Source organism: Rhodococcus sp. 2H158 (assembly GCF_053764755.1).
Map to the genome: position 1 here is coordinate 109,964 of NZ_JBSNCE010000013.1, position 17,643 is coordinate 127,606.

Here is a 17,643-nt window from a genome sequence, read left to right on the forward strand (position 1 = left end):
GTGGGTCGTGTCCGGCATGCCCGGGCCGATCTGTGTGCCTATGCGAGGTAGTGCCGTGCGCGCGGTCTGTGGAATCACCGCAGGAGCGAGCCCCCGGCTGCCTGTGTGGGGGTACGCGACACGCCCGACCTCGTGTGCACGCGAGGGGTGGGTGCGGGGCAGCGGCTCTCTTGCCCCAACCGATGGATCCCTAATTTCAGAACAGCCAAGGTTGCTCGTGCGAGCAGTCTTCAGACAACGAGAAAGCCGGTAGATGCCAACCATCAATCAGCTGGTCCGTAAGGGCCGCCGCGACAAGGCCGCCAAGGTCAAGACCGCGGCCCTCAAGGGCAGCCCGCAGCGCCGCGGTGTGTGCACTCGCGTGTACACCACCACCCCGAAGAAGCCGAACTCGGCGCTCCGGAAGGTCGCCCGCGTGCGTCTGACCAGCTCCGTCGAGGTCACCGCCTACATCCCGGGTGAGGGTCACAACCTGCAGGAGCACTCGATGGTGCTCGTGCGCGGTGGTCGTGTGAAGGACCTCCCCGGTGTCCGCTACAAGATCATCCGCGGTTCGCTCGACACCCAGGGTGTCAAGAACCGCAAGCAGGCGCGCAGCCGCTACGGCGCGAAGAAGGAGAAGGGCTGATGCCACGTAAGGGTCCCGCTCCGAAGCGTCCCCTGATCGCCGACCCGGTCTACGGGTCGCCGCTCGTCACCCAGCTGGTCAACAAGATCCTGCTGGACGGCAAGAAGTCCACCGCCGAGCGCATCGTCTACGAGGCACTCGAGCGCGCGCGCGAGAAGACCGGCACCGATCCGGTCGTCACCCTCAAGCGCGCTCTGGACAACGTCAAGCCTGCCCTCGAGGTGCGCAGCCGCCGTGTCGGTGGCGCCACCTACCAGGTGCCGGTCGAGGTTCGTCCCGGTCGTTCGACCACCCTCGCCCTGCGGTGGCTGGTCACCTTCTCGCGTCAGCGTCGTGAGAAGACCATGGTCGAGCGCCTCGCGAACGAGCTCCTCGACGCCAGCAACGGTCTGGGTGCGTCCGTGAAGCGTCGCGAGGACACCCACAAGATGGCCGAGGCCAACAAGGCGTTCGCGCACTACCGCTGGTGAGTCGATGCCGGTCGGGCGGATCCGGTACTCCCGAAATCCTCCCGGCCGGCCGTTCGCACAACTGTGTCGGTCCCTGAAGGCCGGCTGAACATCCGAGAACACTGGTCCGCACCCTAGGACCGACACGAGCTACGAGCGGGGTTACCTGTGGCACAGGAAGTGCTGACCGACCTGAACAAGGTCCGCAACATCGGCATCATGGCGCACATCGATGCCGGCAAGACCACGACGACCGAGCGCATTCTCTTCTACACCGGTGTGAACTACAAGATCGGTGAGACCCACGACGGTGCCTCGACCACCGACTGGATGGAGCAGGAGAAGGAGCGGGGTATCACCATCACCTCCGCCGCCGTGACCTGCTTCTGGAACAAGAACCAGATCAACATCATCGACACCCCCGGCCACGTCGACTTCACGGTCGAGGTCGAGCGGTCGCTGCGCGTCCTCGACGGCGCGGTCGCCGTGTTCGACGGCAAGGAGGGCGTCGAGCCGCAGTCCGAGCAGGTCTGGCGGCAGGCCGCCAAGTACGACGTTCCGCGCATCTGCTTCGTCAACAAGATGGACAAGATGGGCGCGGACTTCTACTTCACGGTCCAGACCATCATCGACCGCCTCGGCGCCAAGCCGCTGGTCCTGCAGCTCCCGATCGGCGCGGAGGATGCCTTCGACGGCGTCGTCGACCTCGTCGAGATGAAGGCCTACACCTGGCGTGGCACCGTCGACATCGGCGCCGAGCCGACGATCGAGGAGATCCCCGCGGACCTGGCCGACAAGGCCGCCGAGTACCGCGAGAAGCTGCTCGAGACGGTCGCCGAGAGCGACGAAGAGCTCATGGAGAAGTACTTCGGTGGCGAGGAACTCACCGTCGCCGAGATCAAGGGCGCCATCCGGAAGCTGACCGTCTCCTCCGAGCTGTACCCGGTGCTGTGCGGTTCCGCGTTCAAGAACAAGGGCATCCAGCCCATGCTCGACGCGGTCATCGACTACCTGCCGAACCCGCTCGACATCGGCGAGGTCGAGGGCCACAAGCTCGGCGACGAGGAAGAGACCCTCACCCGCAAGCCGAGCAAGGACGAGCCCTTCTCCGCGCTGGCGTTCAAGATCGCCGCACACCCGTTCTTCGGCAAGCTGACCTTCGTGCGCGTCTACTCCGGCCGCATCGAGCCGGGTGCCCAGGTGCTCAACGCCACCAAGGGCAAGAAGGAGCGCATCGGCAAGCTGTTCCAGATGCACGCCAACAAGGAGAACCCGGTCGACGAGGCGGTGGCCGGCCACATCTACGCGATGATCGGCCTGAAGGACACCACGACCGGTGACACCCTGTGCGCGCAGGACGCCCCGATCGTGCTCGAGTCCATGACCTTCCCGGATCCGGTCATCCAGGTCTCCATCGAGCCGAAGACCAAGTCCGACCAGGAGAAGCTGGGCACTGCGATCCAGAAGCTGGCCGAGGAGGATCCCACCTTCTCCGTCGAGCTGGACGAGGAGACCGGCCAGACCGTCATCGGCGGCATGGGCGAGCTCCACCTCGATATCCTCGTCGACCGCATGCGTCGTGAGTTCAAGGTCGAGGCCAACGTCGGAAAGCCGCAGGTGGCGTACCGCGAGACCATCACCAAGAAGGTCGAGAAGCTCGAGTTCACGCACAAGAAGCAGACCGGTGGTTCCGGCCAGTTCGCGAAGGTCATCATCGCCCTCGAGCCGTTCGTGGGCGAGGACGGCGCGACCTACGAGTTCGAGAACAAGGTCACCGGCGGCCGCGTGCCCCGCGAGTACATCCCCTCGGTCGACGCCGGTGCGCAGGACGCGATGCAGTACGGCGTGCTCGCCGGGTACCCGCTGGTGAACGTCAAGGTCACCCTGCTCGACGGCGCGTACCACGACGTCGACTCGTCGGAAATGGCGTTCAAGATCGCCGGTTCGCAGGCCCTGAAGGAGGCCGCGCGCAAGGCCGCGCCGGTCATCCTCGAGCCGCTCATGGCTGTCGAGGTCACCACCCCCGAGGACTACATGGGTGAAGTGATCGGCGACCTCAACTCCCGCCGTGGCCAGATCCAGGCCATGGAGGAACGCAGTGGTGCCCGTGTCGTGAAGGCGCTGGTTCCGCTCTCGGAGATGTTCGGTTACATCGGTGACCTGCGGTCGAAGACCCAGGGTCGCGCGAACTTCTCCATGGTGTTCGATTCCTACGCTGAGGTTCCCTCGAACGTCTCGAAGGAAATCATCGCCAAGGCGACCGGCGAGTAACCTCGGTTCCGAACCGGTCGGCTGCACGACCAAGTAAGTAACAACCGCACTGCTGCATACTGCAAGCAACAACAGTCCAGGAGGACCCTCAAGTGGCGAAGGCGAAGTTCGAGCGGACCAAGCCGCACGTGAACATCGGCACCATCGGTCACGTCGACCACGGCAAGACCACTCTGACGGCGGCGATCACCAAGGTGCTGGCCGACAAGTACCCCGAGCTGAACCAGAGCTTCGCGTTCGACCAGATCGACAAGGCTCCGGAGGAGAAGGCTCGTGGTATCACGATCAACATCTCCCACGTCGAGTACCAGACCGAGAAGCGCCACTACGCGCACGTCGACGCTCCGGGTCACGCCGACTACATCAAGAACATGATCACCGGTGCGGCTCAGATGGACGGCGCGATCCTGGTCGTGGCCGCCACCGACGGCCCGATGCCGCAGACGCGTGAGCACGTGCTGCTCGCCCGCCAGGTCGGCGTGCCCTACATCCTCGTCGCGCTCAACAAGTCCGACATGGTCGACGACGAGGAAATCCTCGAGCTCGTCGAGATGGAGGTCCGTGAGCTCCTCGCTGCGCAGGACTTCGACGAGGAGGCTCCTGTCGTCAAGGTTTCGGCCCTGAAGGCGCTCGAGGGCGATCCGAAGTGGACCGAGAGCATCCTCGAGCTCATGAACGCCGTCGACGAGTCGATCCCGGACCCGGTCCGTGAGACCGAGAAGCCGTTCCTCATGCCCGTCGAGGACGTCTTCACCATCACGGGTCGTGGCACGGTCGTCACCGGCCGCATCGAGCGCGGTGTCATCAACGTGAACGAGGAAGTCGAGATCGTCGGCATCAAGCCGACCTCGACCAAGACCACGGTCACGGGCATCGAGATGTTCCGCAAGCTGCTCGACCAGGGCCAGGCCGGCGACAACGTCGGTCTGCTGGTCCGCGGCATCAAGCGCGAGGACGTCGAGCGCGGCCAGGTCGTCGTGAAGCCGGGCACCACCACCCCGCACACGGAGTTCGAGGGCCAGGCCTACATCCTCAACAAGGAGGAGGGTGGCCGCCACACCCCGTTCTTCAACAACTACCGTCCGCAGTTCTACTTCCGTACCACGGACGTGACGGGCGTTGTGACCCTCCCCGAGGGCACCGAGATGGTCATGCCGGGCGACAACACCGAGATGTCCGTCAAGCTGATCCAGCCGGTCGCCATGGACGAGGGCCTGCGCTTCGCGATCCGCGAGGGTGGCCGCACCGTCGGCGCCGGTCGCGTCACGAAGATCATCAAGTGAGCTAGTTCTCGCTGACGTCGGACGGCGTCCACCCTTCGGGGTGGGCGCCGTTCGGCGTTTCCGTCCCCGGGGAACGAGCGAATGTATCGTTCATCTCCGTACGCCGACGAAATGCCACCTTCGCTCGGCGGCCTACCCCTGTCCGCCGGATTCGGGGTGGGCCGGATCCAGGTGCAGCAGTACCTGCGTCGCCACGCGGGCCCCGCCCAGTGCCCGGGCGGCCCGCTCGGCGGTCTCCTCGGCGCGAGCGGTGAAGTCGGCGACGTCGATGTTCGGGTCCGCGTACACCGTGATCGACAGGGTCGGCAGATGGCGTTCCACCACGGCCCGGCTGCGCGTGGCCCGCACACCGGGCAGGGCCGCGAGCTCGCCGGCGACGCCGTCGGCCACCGGTCCGAGCTCCACAGCCAGGGTGGCCTCGGTGACCTCGTCGTAGAGCTGCACCCGCGACGTCCGGCGCCGGGAGAAGTTGACCGCCAGGAGCACGATCCCGATCGTCACGCCCACCGCGACGGCGGTCCACAACGCGCCCTCCCACCAGGACTGGTCCGGGATGTCGATGATGCGCGGCCGGTCCAGGCGGGCCAGCCATTCCCGGGCGAAGCGCACCTGCCACACCCAGGCCAGTGCGAAGGCCCCGGCGCCGAGGAGCGCGGCGCCCACGGCGAACGTGAGCATCCGGTTGACCAGGACGGTGCGCAGCTTCATCGCGCCGTCCTCAGCCGGTGCACCTGCACCACGAGAGCGATCGGCTCGGCGAGCAGAGCCAGGTTCGGCGCCACCGCGCCCCGGACCGCGGCGACCAGATCGGCGGTCGACTCCTCACCCGAGCCCACGACGCTGACGAGCGCGCGACGGCGATCGACGACGGTGCGGGCCGCGTACACACCGGGCAGCGTGGACGCGTGGGCGCTGCACATCCGGGCCAGGTCGGTCCGGCGCATCCACACCGTCGGGACTGGACCGGACACCTGCAGGGGCACGTGGGTGCGGCGCCGCGGCTTGACCGCCACCACGACGAGCACGACACCCAGCAGCACGAGGACCGCAGCGACGGGCGCGATCCAGCTCTGCCAGTGCAGCCGGCCGAACCACTCGAAGGAGTTCCGCAGCCACGGCGCGCCCGCGTACGTGCCGCGGACGATGAGCAGTTCCCGGGCGGCGGCGAACGCGAGCGCCAGAGCACCCACGGCGATGAGCGCGGCCGCCGGGGCCGCGGCCGGATGGGCCAGGGGCGGCAGCGGCGCGACGACCGGTACGGGGGCCCGGTACTCCGTCCGGGCGACGATATCGGCCTCGGTGTACTCGACCGGCACCGCCGGTTCGCTGCGCTCGGCCGGCCCGGCGACGGACGTGGCCGCGACGAGCACGTTGAGTTCGTGCACCGGCAGGCCGGTCAGCTCGTGGAGCTGACGGTCCACCGCGTCGTGCACACGCCGGGTGAGGGCGGCGGCGTCGTAGGGCCATTCCGCGGCGATGTACAGGTTGATCGCGACGGCGCCGCCGCCGGTGGTGACGTCGGCGCGGGGCAGGTCCCGCCCGGTGAACAGGCTCAGGCCACCACGTTGACGAACCACGCCGGGCACCTGGAGGGCGGCGGCCGCGGCGATCCGTTCGACGGCGCGGTCCTTGATCACCAGTTGGCCGCGGTGCCCGACGGGGTCGATCGTCTCGGTGGCGACCGCGTCGCCGCCGGCCTGGGCCGGCAGGGTCCTCGGGTCGGTGGGCGTGGGGTCAGCCACGGCCCCGGCTCCGCAGCAGAGCGCCCAGGTCGAGGAGCCCGTCCCGGTGCGCGCCGATTGCCATGCCGAGGGCGCCGAGCAGGATGCCGAACAGCAGGCCGCTGAAGCCGCCGAGGATGCCCGCGAGGGCCAGCAGCAGTCCCGCGAGGAGTCCGACGGCGGTGTTGCTGACAGGGGTGTGGTTCACTGGGTCACCTCACTGGTCGGGTGCTCGCCGTCGGGTGACGGGATCCGTAGGTCTTCGATGGTCACGTCCACGGGGACGCCGAGCAGCGGCTCGAGCCGGGCGCGGACGGCGGCCGCGACGGCGTACAGGTCGGCCGGGTACTCGACGACGATGTGTACCGCGCACTTGTCGGAGCCGAGGCGGATCCCGGTGACGCGCCGGCCCGGCAGATAGGTCGCGACCTCGCCGAAGGCTCCGCCGTGGAGGTCGGCGACGCCGGGCACGGTCCGGGCGGCGGCCGCGGCGAGTTCTGCGGGCTCGGCGGGAGTGGTCATTGGACGCGGGGTTTCAGGTCGTCGGCGACACCGGTGGTCTCGTCGAACAGCACGACGTCGAAGACGGTGATGTTGACCTCGGTAACCTCGAGGCCGGTCATCCGTTCGACGGCCGCGATCACGTTGTGGCGGATCGCGACGGCGAGTTCGTGCAGGGCCACGCCGTATTCGGCGACGATGCCGATGTCGATCGCGGCCTGCTTCTCCCCGACCTCCACGGCGACGCCCTGACCGTGGTTGATCCGCGCGCCGGGAATGCGGTCCCGCAGGGCCCCGACCGCGCGTGCGGTGCCGGCGCCGACGTCGTAGACGCCGCTGATCTCGCGGGTCGCGATTCCGGCGATCTTCGCCACGACCGCGTCGGCGATGATGGTGCGCCCCTGGGTGTCGACCGGTCCCGGCGCGATTCCGTTGCCGAACTGCACGCGGCTGACGCCTGCGCCGCTGTCGCTGGTCATGGGGGCTCCTCGTCGGCCTGCCGGATGAAGGTCTGTCCCCTCCGACTGTAGTAACTCCAGGCCGCCCCGGGTGCGGGGCGCGCGGTTCGCACGAACGGCGCCCTGTCCGGACGGCCATGTATTTGGTAAAACAGTTGCACGGATTACGGTGGCGTGGGTCACTGCTGGCGGAGAGGGTGGAACGGGTGGGTGAGACGGGAACACAGCGGATCGTCGTGGTCGGGGCGGGGCTGGCGGGGGTGCGCGCCGCCGAGGAACTGCGCCGCGGCGGATTCGACGGCGAACTCGTCCTGATCGGCGACGAGCCGCATCTGCCCTACGACCGGCCCCCGCTGTCGAAGGACGTCGTCCGTGGCGGGACCGACGACACCACCCTGCGGCCGCGGGAGTTCTTCGACGACCAGCGCATCGAGCTGCGCCTGGGCGTGCGGGTGCAGGCGCTGGACGCGGCGGCCCGCACCCTCGCGCTGTCCGACGGTGCGGTCCTCGGGTTCGACGAGTTGATCGTCGCGACCGGGTTGCGGCCGCGGCGGCTGCCCGGCACGGCCGGGCTCGCCGGGGTGCACGTGCTGCGCTCCGTGGACGACAGCCGGGCCCTGCGCGCGGCGGTCGTCCCGGGCGGGCGGGCGCTGATCGTCGGCGCCGGGTTCATCGGCTGCGAGGTCGCGGCGAGCCTGCGGGCGCGGGGCATGGACGTGGTGCTGGTCGAGCCGCAGCCGACGCCGCTGGCGTCGGTGCTCGGCGAGCGGGTCGGCGCGCTGGTGGCCCGGTTGCACACCGACGAAGGTGTCGACGTGCGGGCCGGCGTGGGGGTGCGCGCCCTGCGCGGCGACGGGCGGGTCACCGGCGCGGTCCTGAGCGACGGCACCGACCTCGACGTGGACCTGGTGGTGGTGGGGATCGGCTCGGTGCCGGTCACCGACTGGCTCGACGGTTCGGGGGTGCGGGTGGACAACGGTGTGGTGTGCGACGGCGTGGGGCGCACCTCGGTCCCGCACGTGTGGGCGGTCGGGGACGTCGCGGCCTGGGAGGTCTCGGACGGTCGCTGCGCGCGTCTCGAGCACTGGACGAACGCGGGGGAGCAGGCGAAGGTGCTCGCCGGTGCGCTGCTCGGGTCCACCGTCGCCGACGCCGCGCAGGTGCCGTACTTCTGGAGCGACCAGTACGACGTGAAGATCCAGGCCCTCGGCGCGGTCCGCGCCGACGACACCGTGCACGTGGTGCGCGACGACGGCCGCAAGTTCCTCGCCTACTACGAGCGCGACGGTCGCCTCACCGGTGTGGTCGGCGCGGGACTGGCCGGACCGGTGATGAAAATGCGCGGGAAGATCGCCGAGGGCGCGCCGATCACGGAGATCCTCGCGCCCACGTCCTAGCCGCCGGGACGGCGAGCGCTAGATTCGTGTGGTGATCGTTGCGCTCATCGACTCGGGTCTCGGCCTCCTGCCGACGTCTGCATGGCTGCGCCGATTGCGTCCCGAACTGGATCTGATGCTGTCGATGGACCCGGACGGCGCCCCGTGGGGACCGAAGCCCGGGGACTGGGTGATCGAGCGGGTCGTGAGCACCGCGGAGCGGGCCGTCACCCGAGGCGCCGAGGTGGTCGTCCTGCCGTGCAACACGGCGTCCGTGACCGCGCTCGAGCACGTGCGCGAGACGCTCGGTGACGAGATCCCGGTGATCGGAACCGTGCCGGCGATCAAGCCGGCCGCCGCGGCGTGCGAGTCGGTGGCGATCTGGGCCACCGCCGCGACCACCGCCAGCCGCTACCAGGCCGACCTGGTCGCCCGGTTCGCCGGGGACCGCGACGTGGTGGGGGTGGCCTGCCACGGGCTCGCCGATGCCATCGACCGCGGCGACACGACCGCTGCGGCCGCGGCGATCGCGGCCGCAGCGCAGCGGACCCCGCCCGACGTGGGTGGCGTCGTCCTCGGCTGTACCCACTACCCGCTGGTGGCCGACGCCATCGCGGCGCACCTGCCGCCCGGTGTGCGCCTGTTCGACAGCGCCGAGGCGGTGGCGGCCCAGACCCTGCGCCGCATCGACGCCCTCGGCCGGCCGTGGGCGGGCAGCGGGCGGGTCGAGGTGTTCCTGAGCGGGAGGCCGGGCGAGCTGCCCCCCGGCGCCCTCAGCTTCCCGGCGGGCCGGCAGCTCGTCGACGGCATCGGTGACCCGACCGCCGGTCTGCCCGGCGACGAGGCTCCCCGCGCCGAGACGCGCTGATCCGCCGCCCTGCTCAACCCATCCCGGTCATGCCCGCGGCGACGAGCCGCGCGATGCCGCCGAGTTCGTCGGGGGAGGGCCCGTCGAGGCCGAACAGCCGGTCGACCGTGGCGGCGGAGAACATCGCCGACACCCACGTCGTCGCGCAGGTGCGCAGGGTGCCCGGCTGTATCGGGCCGGGCACGCTGGCCTGCAGCACCCGCATGGTGGCCTCCTGCAGGGACGTCCGCAGCCGGCGCAGAGGGGCGCGCAGACCGGGGTGCGTCTCCGCCTCACGCCAGATCACCCGGAGCAGCGAGGAGTGGTGGGTGCGCAGGTCGAGGGCGGCGTCGAGGTTGACGAGGCTGGCCGCCGGGTCGCCGGGCGAGACGAGGCCGGTGACGTCCTGGATCGGTTCGGCCGGCAGCCGCTCGGCGACGAGCGTCTCGAGGATCGACTCCTTGGTGGGGAAGTAGTAGAAGATCAGGCCCTTGGGCACGTCCGCGGCGACGGCGATCGCGGTCGTCGAGGTGGCGTCGAAGCCGTGGGCGGCGAACAGGGTCTCGGCGGCGTCGAGGATGTGGACACGCGCAGCGTTGTCCCGCCGCGCGCGACGGCGCGGCGGTGTCGAGCCCGGGGTGCTCATGGCGTTCACCTCCGGGTGCACAGGCGAGGGTGTGAAGGCGCCGGGGTGTGGGACGGAGGGCGGTGTGGGACGGAGGGCGAGAGCCTCGGCTCCCGCCCTCCGCGTGCGGAAGGTCGGTGTCACGGCCTTCCGCGCCGTGATCAGTGGTGCGTGGCCAGTCCGCCGTGTCCGTGCATCCGGGCGCTCATCACGGGCAGTGCCGCCACCGCGACGACCACGGTGAGCACGCCCACCACCCAGGCCGTCCAGGATGCACCGCTGTACTCGGTGTAGCCCATGACCCAGGGGGAGAGGAACAGCAGCACGCCGAAGACGCCCATCGCGTAGTCGATCGCGGCCATGGTGGGCCGGACGATCTGCGCCAGTCCGGTCAGCGCGATCAGCACGCCGAGGACGATCAGGGTCCACATCGTCGTGTTGTCGTTGGCGACCCACAGCGGGGAGAGGGCGGTGAAGACGCCCAGGATCACGGCCACGTAGTCCTGTAGCCGGCTGTCGGAGAACATGTCGAGCCTCCTAGTGCGGATTGTGTCCTGCCTTCGGTATAGACCTGATCGACCGGTCGGTCAATGGTGTGGGCGATTGCACTGCGGTAACGCTCCCGTGCAGTTGGGAGGCGGTTTTTACGGATCGGTGACCGGTGCGGGAATGATCTCCGCGGGACGTGTGTTCCACTAGATCGTTGCCTTGGCCAACGAACTGTCGGCCGTTCTCGCACGAGTTCTCAGGAGGTCCGATGCCGGAGCCGACGCCGGGCCGCTCCCTGCCACGCCGTTACGGTTTCGCGGCGGTGGGCACGGCCAGCTTCCTGCTCACCGCGTCGTCGTCCGCTCCCTCCCCGCTCTATCCGCTGTACCAGCAGCAATGGGGTTTCTCCGCGGGAATGCTGACCGCCGTCTTCGCCGTCTACGCGCTCGCCCTGCTCGCCACGCTGCTGACGATCGGCTCGATCTCCGATCACGTCGGCCGCCGACCGGTCCTGATCGGGGCGTTGCTGCTGCTCGTGGTGAGCATGGGCGTGTTCGTCCTCGCCGACGACGTGGGCTGGCTCGTGCTGGCCCGCGTGCTCCAGGGTCTCGCGGTCGGCGCGGCGACCGGCGCCGTGAGCGCCGCCGTGATCGATCTGCAACCGAACCCGCGCCTCGGATCCTTCGTCAACAGCGTGGCGCCGTCGCTCGGGCTCGCCCTCGGCGCCGCGGGGGCGGGCCTGCTCGTGCAGTTCGCGCCCCTTCCCACCGTCCTCGTCTATGCCCTCGTCGTCGTGATCGCGCTGGCGCTGGCCGTCGTGCTCGTCTTCGTCCCCGACCGGGCACCCGCGCCGGGCTTCGCGTCCCGCCGGGCCGCGCTGCGCAGCCTGCTGCCGAGCGCGTCGGTGCCGGCGGACGTGCGGGGCCCGTACCTGGTGATCCTGCCCGGTCTGCTGTCGGCGTGGTCGCTCGGCGGCCTCTACATGTCCCTCGGCCCGTCGATCGTGGGCACGGTCTTCGGTATCGACAACCGCCTCGTCGCGGGGCTGGCGATCTTCACCCTCTTCGCCTCCGGTTCGGTTGCCGCGACGGTGCTGCGCGGCTCCGACCCGCGGCGCGTCGTCGTCGCGGGGACCGCGATCCTCGCCACCGGCGTCGGCGTCGTCGTGTCCGCCGTGCTCGGTGGCTGGGCCGTCGCGTACTTCGCCGGTACCGCCGTCGCGGGCTTCGGCTGGGGGGCGGCGTTCCTGGGGGCGATGAACGTCATCGGCGCCCTGGCGGCGCCGCACGAGCGCGGGCGCCTGTTCGCCACCACGTTCGTCGTCTGCTACCTCGCGTTCTCCGTGCCCGCGGTGCTCGCGGGCCTGGCGACGGGCGCGTTCGGGCTGACCGCGACGACGCTGGGCTACGGCGGTGCCGTGATCGTACTCGCGCTCGGGGCCGGGGCGGGCGTGGCGCTGCGCGGCCCGCGGCGGCCGGGCGCACAGCTCGCGGAGGCACCGGTTCTCGTCTGAGGCGAGGATTGCCGGGCCCGTACTCGAAGAACCCTCCGTCCGGACGAGCCGGACGAGCCGGACGGAGGGTCCCTTCACCGTCTCAGAAGACGATCTTGACCGTGTCCGTCACCGGGTGGGCCTGGCAGCCGAGCACATAGCCGGCCTCGATGTCCTCGGGGTCGAGGATCTCGCAGTTGTCCATCTCGACCTTGCCCTCGAGGACGGTGCAGGCGCACGAGCCGCACTCGCCCTCCTGGCAGGAGTAGGGCACGTCGATCCCCTTGGCGAGCATGATGTCGACGAGGGTCTGGGAGCGCGGCCACGGGATCGTGTGGGTCTCGCCGTCGAGCTCGACCTCCACGGTCGCGGCGTCGGCCGCCTCCTCGTCGCTCACCTCGACGGGGGTGTGGTCGGCGAACGGGTCTCCCGCGAGGGAGTTGAACACCTCCGCGTGCACCTGGGAGCGCGGCATGCCCGCGGCCTGCAGCGCCCGGTGCACGGCGTCCATGAACGGACCGGGTCCGCACATGAACGCCTCGTGGCTCGTGTACGGGGTCACCAGGGTGGCGAGCTGGTCGGCGGACGGCATGCCCTGCACGGACTCGAGCCAGTGCACGACGGTGAGCCGGGTGGGGTACTTCTCCGCCAGCGCCCGCAGCTCGTCCGCGAAGATGATCGACGCCTCGTCGCGGTTGGCGTAGACCAGCACGACCGTGCCCGAGCCCTGGGTCAGTGCCGATTTGAGGATCGAGATGACGGGAGTGATGCCGCTGCCGGCGCCGAGCAGCAGGAAGTCGTGGTCGAGGGACTTCGGGGTGAACACTCCCGACGGCGGCAGAACCTCGAGGCGGTCGCCGGCGGAGATCCGGTCGCACAGCCAGTTGGACCCGTAACCGTCGACGGTCCGCTTGACCGTGACCTTGGGGGCGTCGTCGGTGTACGGGGAGCTGGCCAGCGAGTAGCAGCGGGCCACGGAGCCGGTCTGCTCGCTCGGGATGCGCAGGGTCAGGAACTGTCCGGGCTTGTACGCGAACTTGTCCTGGAGCTCGGCCGGCACGTCGAAGACGATCGAGCGCGAGTCCGGCGTCTCCTCGATGACTGCGGAGACGGTCAGGATCGCGGATCGCGAGCCGTGCGGCACCTCGACTGTCGTCATGGCCAGGTCGGTCCTTCCGTGGTGCGGGTGAAGCAATCTAGAACGCGTTCTAGTTTCAGGATATCAGCAAGACGACGCTACCGGGACGGGGTGCGCCGGGGTCCGGTCGGCTCCCGATCAGCGGGAACGGCACCTGCCCGAACGGGTAGGCCCGCGCGCTCGACCGGACGGCTTCGGTCCCGCGACCGGACGGTTCGGGCTCGAACCCCTTTCCGTGAGCGTGATCGAGCCCGAAAGTGGGGAAGGGAAGAGACGCCGGTCACACCGGCCGCCCCCTTCGAACCACCACTTCCGGCCGACACACCAGGAGAAACGCGATGGCCATCGAACTCAACCAGATCTGGGACTTTCCCATCAAGGAGTTCCACCCCTTCCCCCGGGCGCTGATGGGTGTCGGTGCCCACGACATCATCGGTGTCGAGGCGAAGAACCTGGGCTTCAAGCGCACCCTGCTGATGACGACCGGCCTGCGCGGCTCGGGCATCATCGAGGAGCTCATCGGCAAGATCGAGTACCAGGGTGTCGAGGTCGTCCTGTTCGACAAGGTCGAATCCAACCCCAAGGACTACAACGTCATGGAGGCCGCCGCCCTCTACCAGCAGGAGAAGTGCGACTCCATCATCTCCGTCGGCGGCGGCTCGAGCCACGACGCCGCGAAGGGCGCCCGCGTGGTCATCGCCCACGACGGCCGCAACATCAACGAATTCGAGGGCTTCGCCAAGTCCACCAACAAGGAGAACCCGCCGCACATCGCCGTCTCCACCACGGCCGGCACCGGCTCGGAGACCTCCTGGGCATACGTCATCACCGACACCTCCGACATGGACCACCCGCACAAGTGGGTCGGCTTCGACGAGGCCACGATCGTCACCCTCGCCATCGACGACCCGCTGCTGTACTACACCTGCCCGCAGCACTTCACCGCCTACTGCGGCTTCGACGTCCTCGCCCACGGCTCCGAGCCGTTCGTCTCGCGGCTGGACTTCGCTCCGTCGCTCGGCAACGCCCTGTACTCGATCGAACTCGTCGCCAAGCACCTGCGCGAGGCCACCTTCGAGCCGCGCAACCTCAAGGCGCGCGAGGGCATGATGAACGCCCAGTACATCGCCGCGCAGGCCTTCAACTCGGGCGGCCTGGGCATCGTGCACTCCATCTCGCACGCCGTGTCCGCCTTCTTCGACAGCCACCACGGCCTCAACAACGCCATCGCCCTGCCCCGCGTGTGGGAGTACAACCTGCCCTCGCGCTACGAGCACTACGCCCGCATCGCCACCGCGATGGGCGTCGACACCCGCAACATGACCACCGTCCAGGCCGCGGACGCCGCGGTCGAGGCCGCCATCCGGCTCGCCAAGGACGTCGGGATCCCCGACAACTTCGGTCAGGTGCGCGTCGACTCGTACGAGAAGAACCGCATGAACACCGGCAAGTACGCCGGCCGCGGCGACGTCATCAAGGGCGACGAGAAGACCGTGCGGGCCATCTCCGAGCACATCCAGGGCGACTGGTGCACGCCGGGCAACCCGCGCGAGGTGACGGTCGAGTCGATGATCCCGGTCGTCGACCACTGCATCAACCGGTCCTACTGACCCACCTGCTCGACCGATCCCGTGCCCGGGGCGGGGCGACCCGCCCCGGGCACACCCACCTCCCTCGAGTGCCGACGACACAGGAGCACCGATGACCAGCTTCGCCAGCGGACCGGAACTCGCCGACGCGCTGCGCCGCCACGACTACATCGCCGACGACGAGTTCGCGGTCGTCGTCCACCTCGCCACCGCGCTCCAGCGGCCCCTGCTGCTCGAGGGGCCGGCCGGCGTCGGCAAGACCGAGCTGGCCAAGGCGCTCGCGGCCGCCGGTGGGCGCAGGCTGGTGCGGCTGCAGTGCTACGAGGGGCTCGACGACAGCCGGGCGCTGTACGAGTGGGACTACGCCAAGCAGCTGCTGCACGTGCAGATGCTGCGCGACCGCATCGGCGAGCAGCTCGCCGCCTACCCCGACGTCGCCGAGGCGTCCCGGTTCCTCGCCGCGCAGGACTTCGGCCTGTACTCCGAGAAGTTCCTCGCCGTGCGCCCCCTGCTCGAGGCGATCCTCTCCCCGGAACCGGTGGTGCTCCTCGTAGACGAGGTGGACCGCACCGAGGAGTCCATGGAGGCGCTGTTGCTCGAGGTCCTCGCCGAGGGGCAGGTCACCATTCCCGAGGTGGGCACCTTCACGGCCCGGTCCTCGCCGTGGGTGATCCTGACCTCCAACGACACCCGCGAACTCTCGCCCGCCCTCAAGCGCCGCTGCCTGCACTACCACGTCGGTTATCCCACCCCCGAGCGCGAGCGCGAGATCGTCACCGCCCGGGCCCCCGAGGTCGACACGGTGACCGCCGCCGAGGTGGTGGACCTGGCCCGCACCCTCCGGGACCTGCCGTTGCGCAAGAGCCCGTCCATCTCGGAGGTGATCGACGCCGCGCGCGCCGCGACCGTCCTGCGGCGAGGCGGCGGCGACCACACCTCGCTCCGGCAGATCCGCGACATCCTGCTCGCGACGCTCCTCAAGTACACCGGCGACGCCGACCTGGTCCGCGCACGTCTCGACGGGAGTCCGGCCGAGGCCGCCCCGGCCCCGGCCGAACCGGCGGGGGAGCGGCCCGAGCGGGCCACCGTCGCGTCCCGGCCGGCCAACACCACCACCGCGGTGTTCCGGGGGCGCGGCGGTGGCCGCGGCGGCGTCGGCATCGGCGCGCGGCGGTGACGCGATGCCCGTGACGCCGCTGGCGACGATGCGCACCTCGTATCCCCTCGACGTGGTCGCCGCCGTGTTCGGGCGCCTGCTGCGCCGGCACGGGGTGTCCGCCTCGCCCGCCGAGACCATCGAGGTGCGCCGCGTGCTCGGTCTGGTCGGGGCCCGCGACCGCGACGTCCTGCGGGCCTGCCTGCGTGCGGTGTGCGCGAAGTACCCGCACGAGCAGCCCGGCTTCGACCGGGCCTTCGACGCGCTGTTCGCGGCGACGGATGCGGCCGGGGCCGCGGGCGAGAAGTCCACGCCCCGGGCGCAGTTCGCCGAGGCCCTGCCCACCGCGCTCGAACTCGACGACGATCCGGAGATCGCCCGCTACGCCGAATACAACGATCGTGCCGCGGAGGTCGGCGACCACTTCGACACCCCCGAGGCGGACAAGGGCTTCAATCCGCACAAGGACGACGACGACGTCTCCATGACGTCGTCGGACGCCGCCCTGTCCGTGGACACCGGAGCCGACTCGGGGCGGCGCGGGGTCACCTACACCGTCGACGTGGATCGGGCCGGCGCCGCCGCTGTCGGCGAGCTGGCCGCGAATCCCGGTGCCGCCGTGGTCGGCTCGCTGTCCTGGGATGATCCGGAATCCATCCTCGCGTGGCTCGACGCCTACGATCCGCGTCGTGCCTACGGCGACGACCAGGCCGACGAACCTCTCAGTGCGGCGCAGCTGAACCGGCTCGTCGAGGCCGTCGAGGCGTTCGTCGCGGCACTGTCCCAGGCCGGACTCGGCGGCCCGCTGCCGGACGGCGAACCCGACGCCCCCGACACCGCCGGTGACGTCGCGTCCCGAGCCGAGATCGAGCTGGCGTGCCACGAGGTGCTGCGGCGGATGCGCGGACCGGCCCGGCCGGTGCCGCGCGAGTTCAGCCGTGGCCGCCTCGACATGCGCCGCACGGCCCGCGCCGGGATGCGCACCGACGGCGTACCGTTTCACCTGATCGTCCGCGCCCCGCGTCCGGACCGGGTCCGGCTGCTGATCCTGGCCGACGTGTCCCTGTCGGTGCGCCCGATCACCGCGTTCACGCTGCGCCTGGCCCAGGCCATGCACGGCCGGGCCCACCGCTGCCGGGTCCTGGCCTTCGTCGACCGTCCCGTCGACGTGACGCGGGAGCTGCTGGCGAGCACCGGTGACGGCGCCCTCGCCGCGGTCCTGGCGCACCCCGGCCTCGACCTCGAGGCGAGCAGCGACTACGGCCGGGTCCTCGACGAGCTGCTCACCGAGCACGCCGGGATCGTCGACTCGCGCACCAGCGTGCTCGTCGTCGGCGACGGCCGCTGCAACGGCCTGCCCTCCCGCGCCGACCGTCTCGCGGACCTGCGCCGTCGCGTGCACCGGCTCGCCTGGGTCACCCCGGAACCGCAGCGCTACTGGGCCCAGGCAACGTGCGCGATGCCCGAGTACGCGCCGGAGTGCGACCGTGTCGTCGTCGCCCGGGACGCCGCCCAGTTGCTCTCCCGCGCGGCCGAGCTCGGGCACGCACTGCGTTGAGTGCGCGCCCCGTGCCGGCCGCCTCCGGCCCCGCTCCGGCGGGGGAACGGCCGATGGTTACC

18 protein-coding genes are annotated in these 17,643 nt (G+C 70.2%); 10 read left to right on the plus strand and 8 right to left on the minus strand.

Features of this window, described 5'->3' with window-relative positions:
• The first annotated feature begins 253 nt into the window (after nt 1-253).
• The 4 genes from rpsL to tuf all read left to right on the plus strand — a co-directional run bounded on the left by rpsL (nt 254) and on the right by tuf (nt 4,631).
• On the plus strand, nt 254-628 hold the full coding sequence (gene rpsL / locus ACWPOB_RS14730; protein ID WP_003937662.1) for a 30S ribosomal protein S12: 375 nt from the start codon (nt 254-256) through the stop codon (nt 626-628).
• Nucleotides 628-1,098: a 30S ribosomal protein S7 gene (gene rpsG / locus ACWPOB_RS14735; RefSeq protein WP_003937663.1), complete on the plus strand. Its 471-nt coding sequence runs from the start codon at nt 628-630 to the stop codon at nt 1,096-1,098. The genes rpsL and rpsG overlap by 1 nt, the downstream gene beginning before the upstream one ends.
• A gap of 147 nt (nt 1,099-1,245) precedes the next feature.
• The gene (fusA, locus tag ACWPOB_RS14740; protein WP_455401273.1) at nt 1,246-3,348 is read left to right on the plus strand and encodes an elongation factor G; all 2,103 of its coding nucleotides are present in this window, start codon (nt 1,246-1,248) and stop codon (nt 3,346-3,348) included.
• A gap of 92 nt (nt 3,349-3,440) precedes the next feature.
• Nucleotides 3,441-4,631: an elongation factor Tu gene (gene tuf, locus ACWPOB_RS14745; protein WP_455401274.1), complete on the plus strand. Its 1,191-nt coding sequence runs from the start codon at nt 3,441-3,443 to the stop codon at nt 4,629-4,631.
• A 132-nt stretch (nt 4,632-4,763) separates the two neighbouring features.
• Here tuf and ACWPOB_RS14750 read toward each other — a convergent pair whose 3' ends face one another.
• From ACWPOB_RS14750 to ACWPOB_RS14770, 5 genes are read right to left on the minus strand one after another with little or no spacing between them, the layout of a single operon-like run.
• The gene (locus ACWPOB_RS14750; protein ID WP_100056957.1) at nt 4,764-5,339 is read right to left on the minus strand and encodes an Asp23/Gls24 family envelope stress response protein; all 576 of its coding nucleotides are present in this window, start codon (nt 5,337-5,339) and stop codon (nt 4,764-4,766) included.
• On the minus strand, nt 5,336-6,373 hold the full coding sequence (locus tag ACWPOB_RS14755; RefSeq protein ID WP_455401275.1) for a DUF6286 domain-containing protein: 1,038 nt from the start codon (nt 6,371-6,373) through the stop codon (nt 5,336-5,338). The genes ACWPOB_RS14750 and ACWPOB_RS14755 overlap by 4 nt, the downstream gene beginning before the upstream one ends.
• Nucleotides 6,366-6,560 carry a hypothetical protein gene (locus ACWPOB_RS14760; RefSeq protein WP_003937668.1) on the minus strand — a complete coding sequence of 65 codons (195 nt, stop codon included), beginning with the start codon at nt 6,558-6,560 and terminating at the stop codon, nt 6,366-6,368. Before ACWPOB_RS14760 ends, ACWPOB_RS14755 begins: the two co-directional genes overlap by 8 nt.
• The gene (locus ACWPOB_RS14765; RefSeq protein WP_100056958.1) at nt 6,557-6,874 is read right to left on the minus strand and encodes a hypothetical protein; all 318 of its coding nucleotides are present in this window, start codon (nt 6,872-6,874) and stop codon (nt 6,557-6,559) included. The genes ACWPOB_RS14760 and ACWPOB_RS14765 overlap by 4 nt, the downstream gene beginning before the upstream one ends.
• A complete protein-coding gene (locus ACWPOB_RS14770; RefSeq protein ID WP_100056959.1) occupies nt 6,871-7,332 on the minus strand; it encodes an Asp23/Gls24 family envelope stress response protein in 462 nt (153 codons plus the stop codon). The genes ACWPOB_RS14765 and ACWPOB_RS14770 overlap by 4 nt, the downstream gene beginning before the upstream one ends.
• A gap of 185 nt (nt 7,333-7,517) precedes the next feature.
• Here ACWPOB_RS14770 and ACWPOB_RS14775 point away from each other — a divergent pair, with 185 nt between their 5' ends.
• The gene (locus ACWPOB_RS14775; protein ID WP_455401276.1) at nt 7,518-8,708 is read left to right on the plus strand and encodes an NAD(P)/FAD-dependent oxidoreductase; all 1,191 of its coding nucleotides are present in this window, start codon (nt 7,518-7,520) and stop codon (nt 8,706-8,708) included.
• 31 nt (nt 8,709-8,739) lie between these two features.
• Nucleotides 8,740-9,555, plus strand: coding sequence for a glutamate racemase (locus ACWPOB_RS14780; RefSeq protein ID WP_455401277.1), 816 nt, complete (start codon nt 8,740-8,742; stop codon nt 9,553-9,555).
• Nucleotides 9,556-9,568: 13 nt separating this feature from the next.
• Here the strand turns inward: ACWPOB_RS14780 and ACWPOB_RS14785 are convergent, their stop codons facing one another.
• On the minus strand, nt 9,569-10,180 hold the full coding sequence (locus ACWPOB_RS14785; RefSeq protein WP_455401278.1) for a TetR/AcrR family transcriptional regulator: 612 nt from the start codon (nt 10,178-10,180) through the stop codon (nt 9,569-9,571).
• A gap of 140 nt (nt 10,181-10,320) precedes the next feature.
• Nucleotides 10,321-10,686: an SPW repeat domain-containing protein gene (locus tag ACWPOB_RS14790; RefSeq protein WP_100058826.1), complete on the minus strand. Its 366-nt coding sequence runs from the start codon at nt 10,684-10,686 to the stop codon at nt 10,321-10,323.
• Nucleotides 10,687-10,916: 230 nt separating this feature from the next.
• Here ACWPOB_RS14790 and ACWPOB_RS14795 point away from each other — a divergent pair, with 230 nt between their 5' ends.
• Complete coding sequence (locus ACWPOB_RS14795) at nt 10,917-12,161, plus strand: MFS transporter (protein ID WP_455401279.1); 1,245 nt, start codon at nt 10,917-10,919, stop codon at nt 12,159-12,161.
• An 82-nt stretch (nt 12,162-12,243) separates the two neighbouring features.
• Here ACWPOB_RS14795 and ACWPOB_RS14800 read toward each other — a convergent pair whose 3' ends face one another.
• Nucleotides 12,244-13,299 (minus strand): 2Fe-2S iron-sulfur cluster-binding protein, encoded by a 1,056-nt coding sequence (locus ACWPOB_RS14800; protein WP_455401280.1) that lies wholly within the window; start codon nt 13,297-13,299, stop codon nt 12,244-12,246.
• Between the two features lie 317 nt (nt 13,300-13,616).
• Between ACWPOB_RS14800 and mdo the strand changes: the two genes are divergently transcribed.
• The 3 genes from mdo (at nt 13,617) to madC (ending at nt 17,581) form a co-directional block, all read left to right on the plus strand.
• The gene (gene mdo / locus ACWPOB_RS14805) at nt 13,617-14,888 is read left to right on the plus strand and encodes an NDMA-dependent methanol dehydrogenase (RefSeq protein ID WP_003937677.1); all 1,272 of its coding nucleotides are present in this window, start codon (nt 13,617-13,619) and stop codon (nt 14,886-14,888) included.
• A gap of 91 nt (nt 14,889-14,979) precedes the next feature.
• The gene (locus ACWPOB_RS14810; RefSeq protein ID WP_455401281.1) at nt 14,980-16,044 is read left to right on the plus strand and encodes a MadB family AAA-type ATPase; all 1,065 of its coding nucleotides are present in this window, start codon (nt 14,980-14,982) and stop codon (nt 16,042-16,044) included.
• 4 nt (nt 16,045-16,048) lie between these two features.
• Nucleotides 16,049-17,581 (plus strand): MadC family VWA domain-containing protein, encoded by a 1,533-nt coding sequence (gene madC / locus ACWPOB_RS14815; RefSeq protein ID WP_455401282.1) that lies wholly within the window; start codon nt 16,049-16,051, stop codon nt 17,579-17,581.
• Nucleotides 17,582-17,643 lie beyond the last annotated feature (62 nt).

Bases quoted from the DNA above. Each gene is read 5' to 3' on its own strand.
- rpsL (WP_003937662.1), top strand. From the start codon at position 254: ATGCCAACCATCAATCAGCTGGTCCGTAAGGGCCGCCGCGACAAGGCC.
- rpsG (WP_003937663.1), top strand. From the start codon at position 628: ATGCCACGTAAGGGTCCCGCTCCGAAGCGTCCCCTGATCGCCGACCCG.
- ACWPOB_RS14750 (WP_100056957.1), bottom strand. From the start codon at position 5,339: ATGAAGCTGCGCACCGTCCTGGTCAACCGGATGCTCACGTTCGCCGTG.
- ACWPOB_RS14765 (WP_100056958.1), bottom strand. From the start codon at position 6,874: ATGACCACTCCCGCCGAGCCCGCAGAACTCGCCGCGGCCGCCGCCCGG.
- ACWPOB_RS14770 (WP_100056959.1), bottom strand. From the start codon at position 7,332: ATGACCAGCGACAGCGGCGCAGGCGTCAGCCGCGTGCAGTTCGGCAAC.
- ACWPOB_RS14785 (WP_455401278.1), bottom strand. From the start codon at position 10,180: ATGAGCACCCCGGGCTCGACACCGCCGCGCCGTCGCGCGCGGCGGGAC.
- ACWPOB_RS14790 (WP_100058826.1), bottom strand. From the start codon at position 10,686: ATGTTCTCCGACAGCCGGCTACAGGACTACGTGGCCGTGATCCTGGGC.
- ACWPOB_RS14795 (WP_455401279.1), top strand. From the start codon at position 10,917: ATGCCGGAGCCGACGCCGGGCCGCTCCCTGCCACGCCGTTACGGTTTC.
- ACWPOB_RS14800 (WP_455401280.1), bottom strand. From the start codon at position 13,299: ATGACGACAGTCGAGGTGCCGCACGGCTCGCGATCCGCGATCCTGACC.
- mdo (WP_003937677.1), top strand. From the start codon at position 13,617: ATGGCCATCGAACTCAACCAGATCTGGGACTTTCCCATCAAGGAGTTC.
- ACWPOB_RS14810 (WP_455401281.1), top strand. From the start codon at position 14,980: ATGACCAGCTTCGCCAGCGGACCGGAACTCGCCGACGCGCTGCGCCGC.
- madC (WP_455401282.1), top strand. From the start codon at position 16,049: ATGCCCGTGACGCCGCTGGCGACGATGCGCACCTCGTATCCCCTCGAC.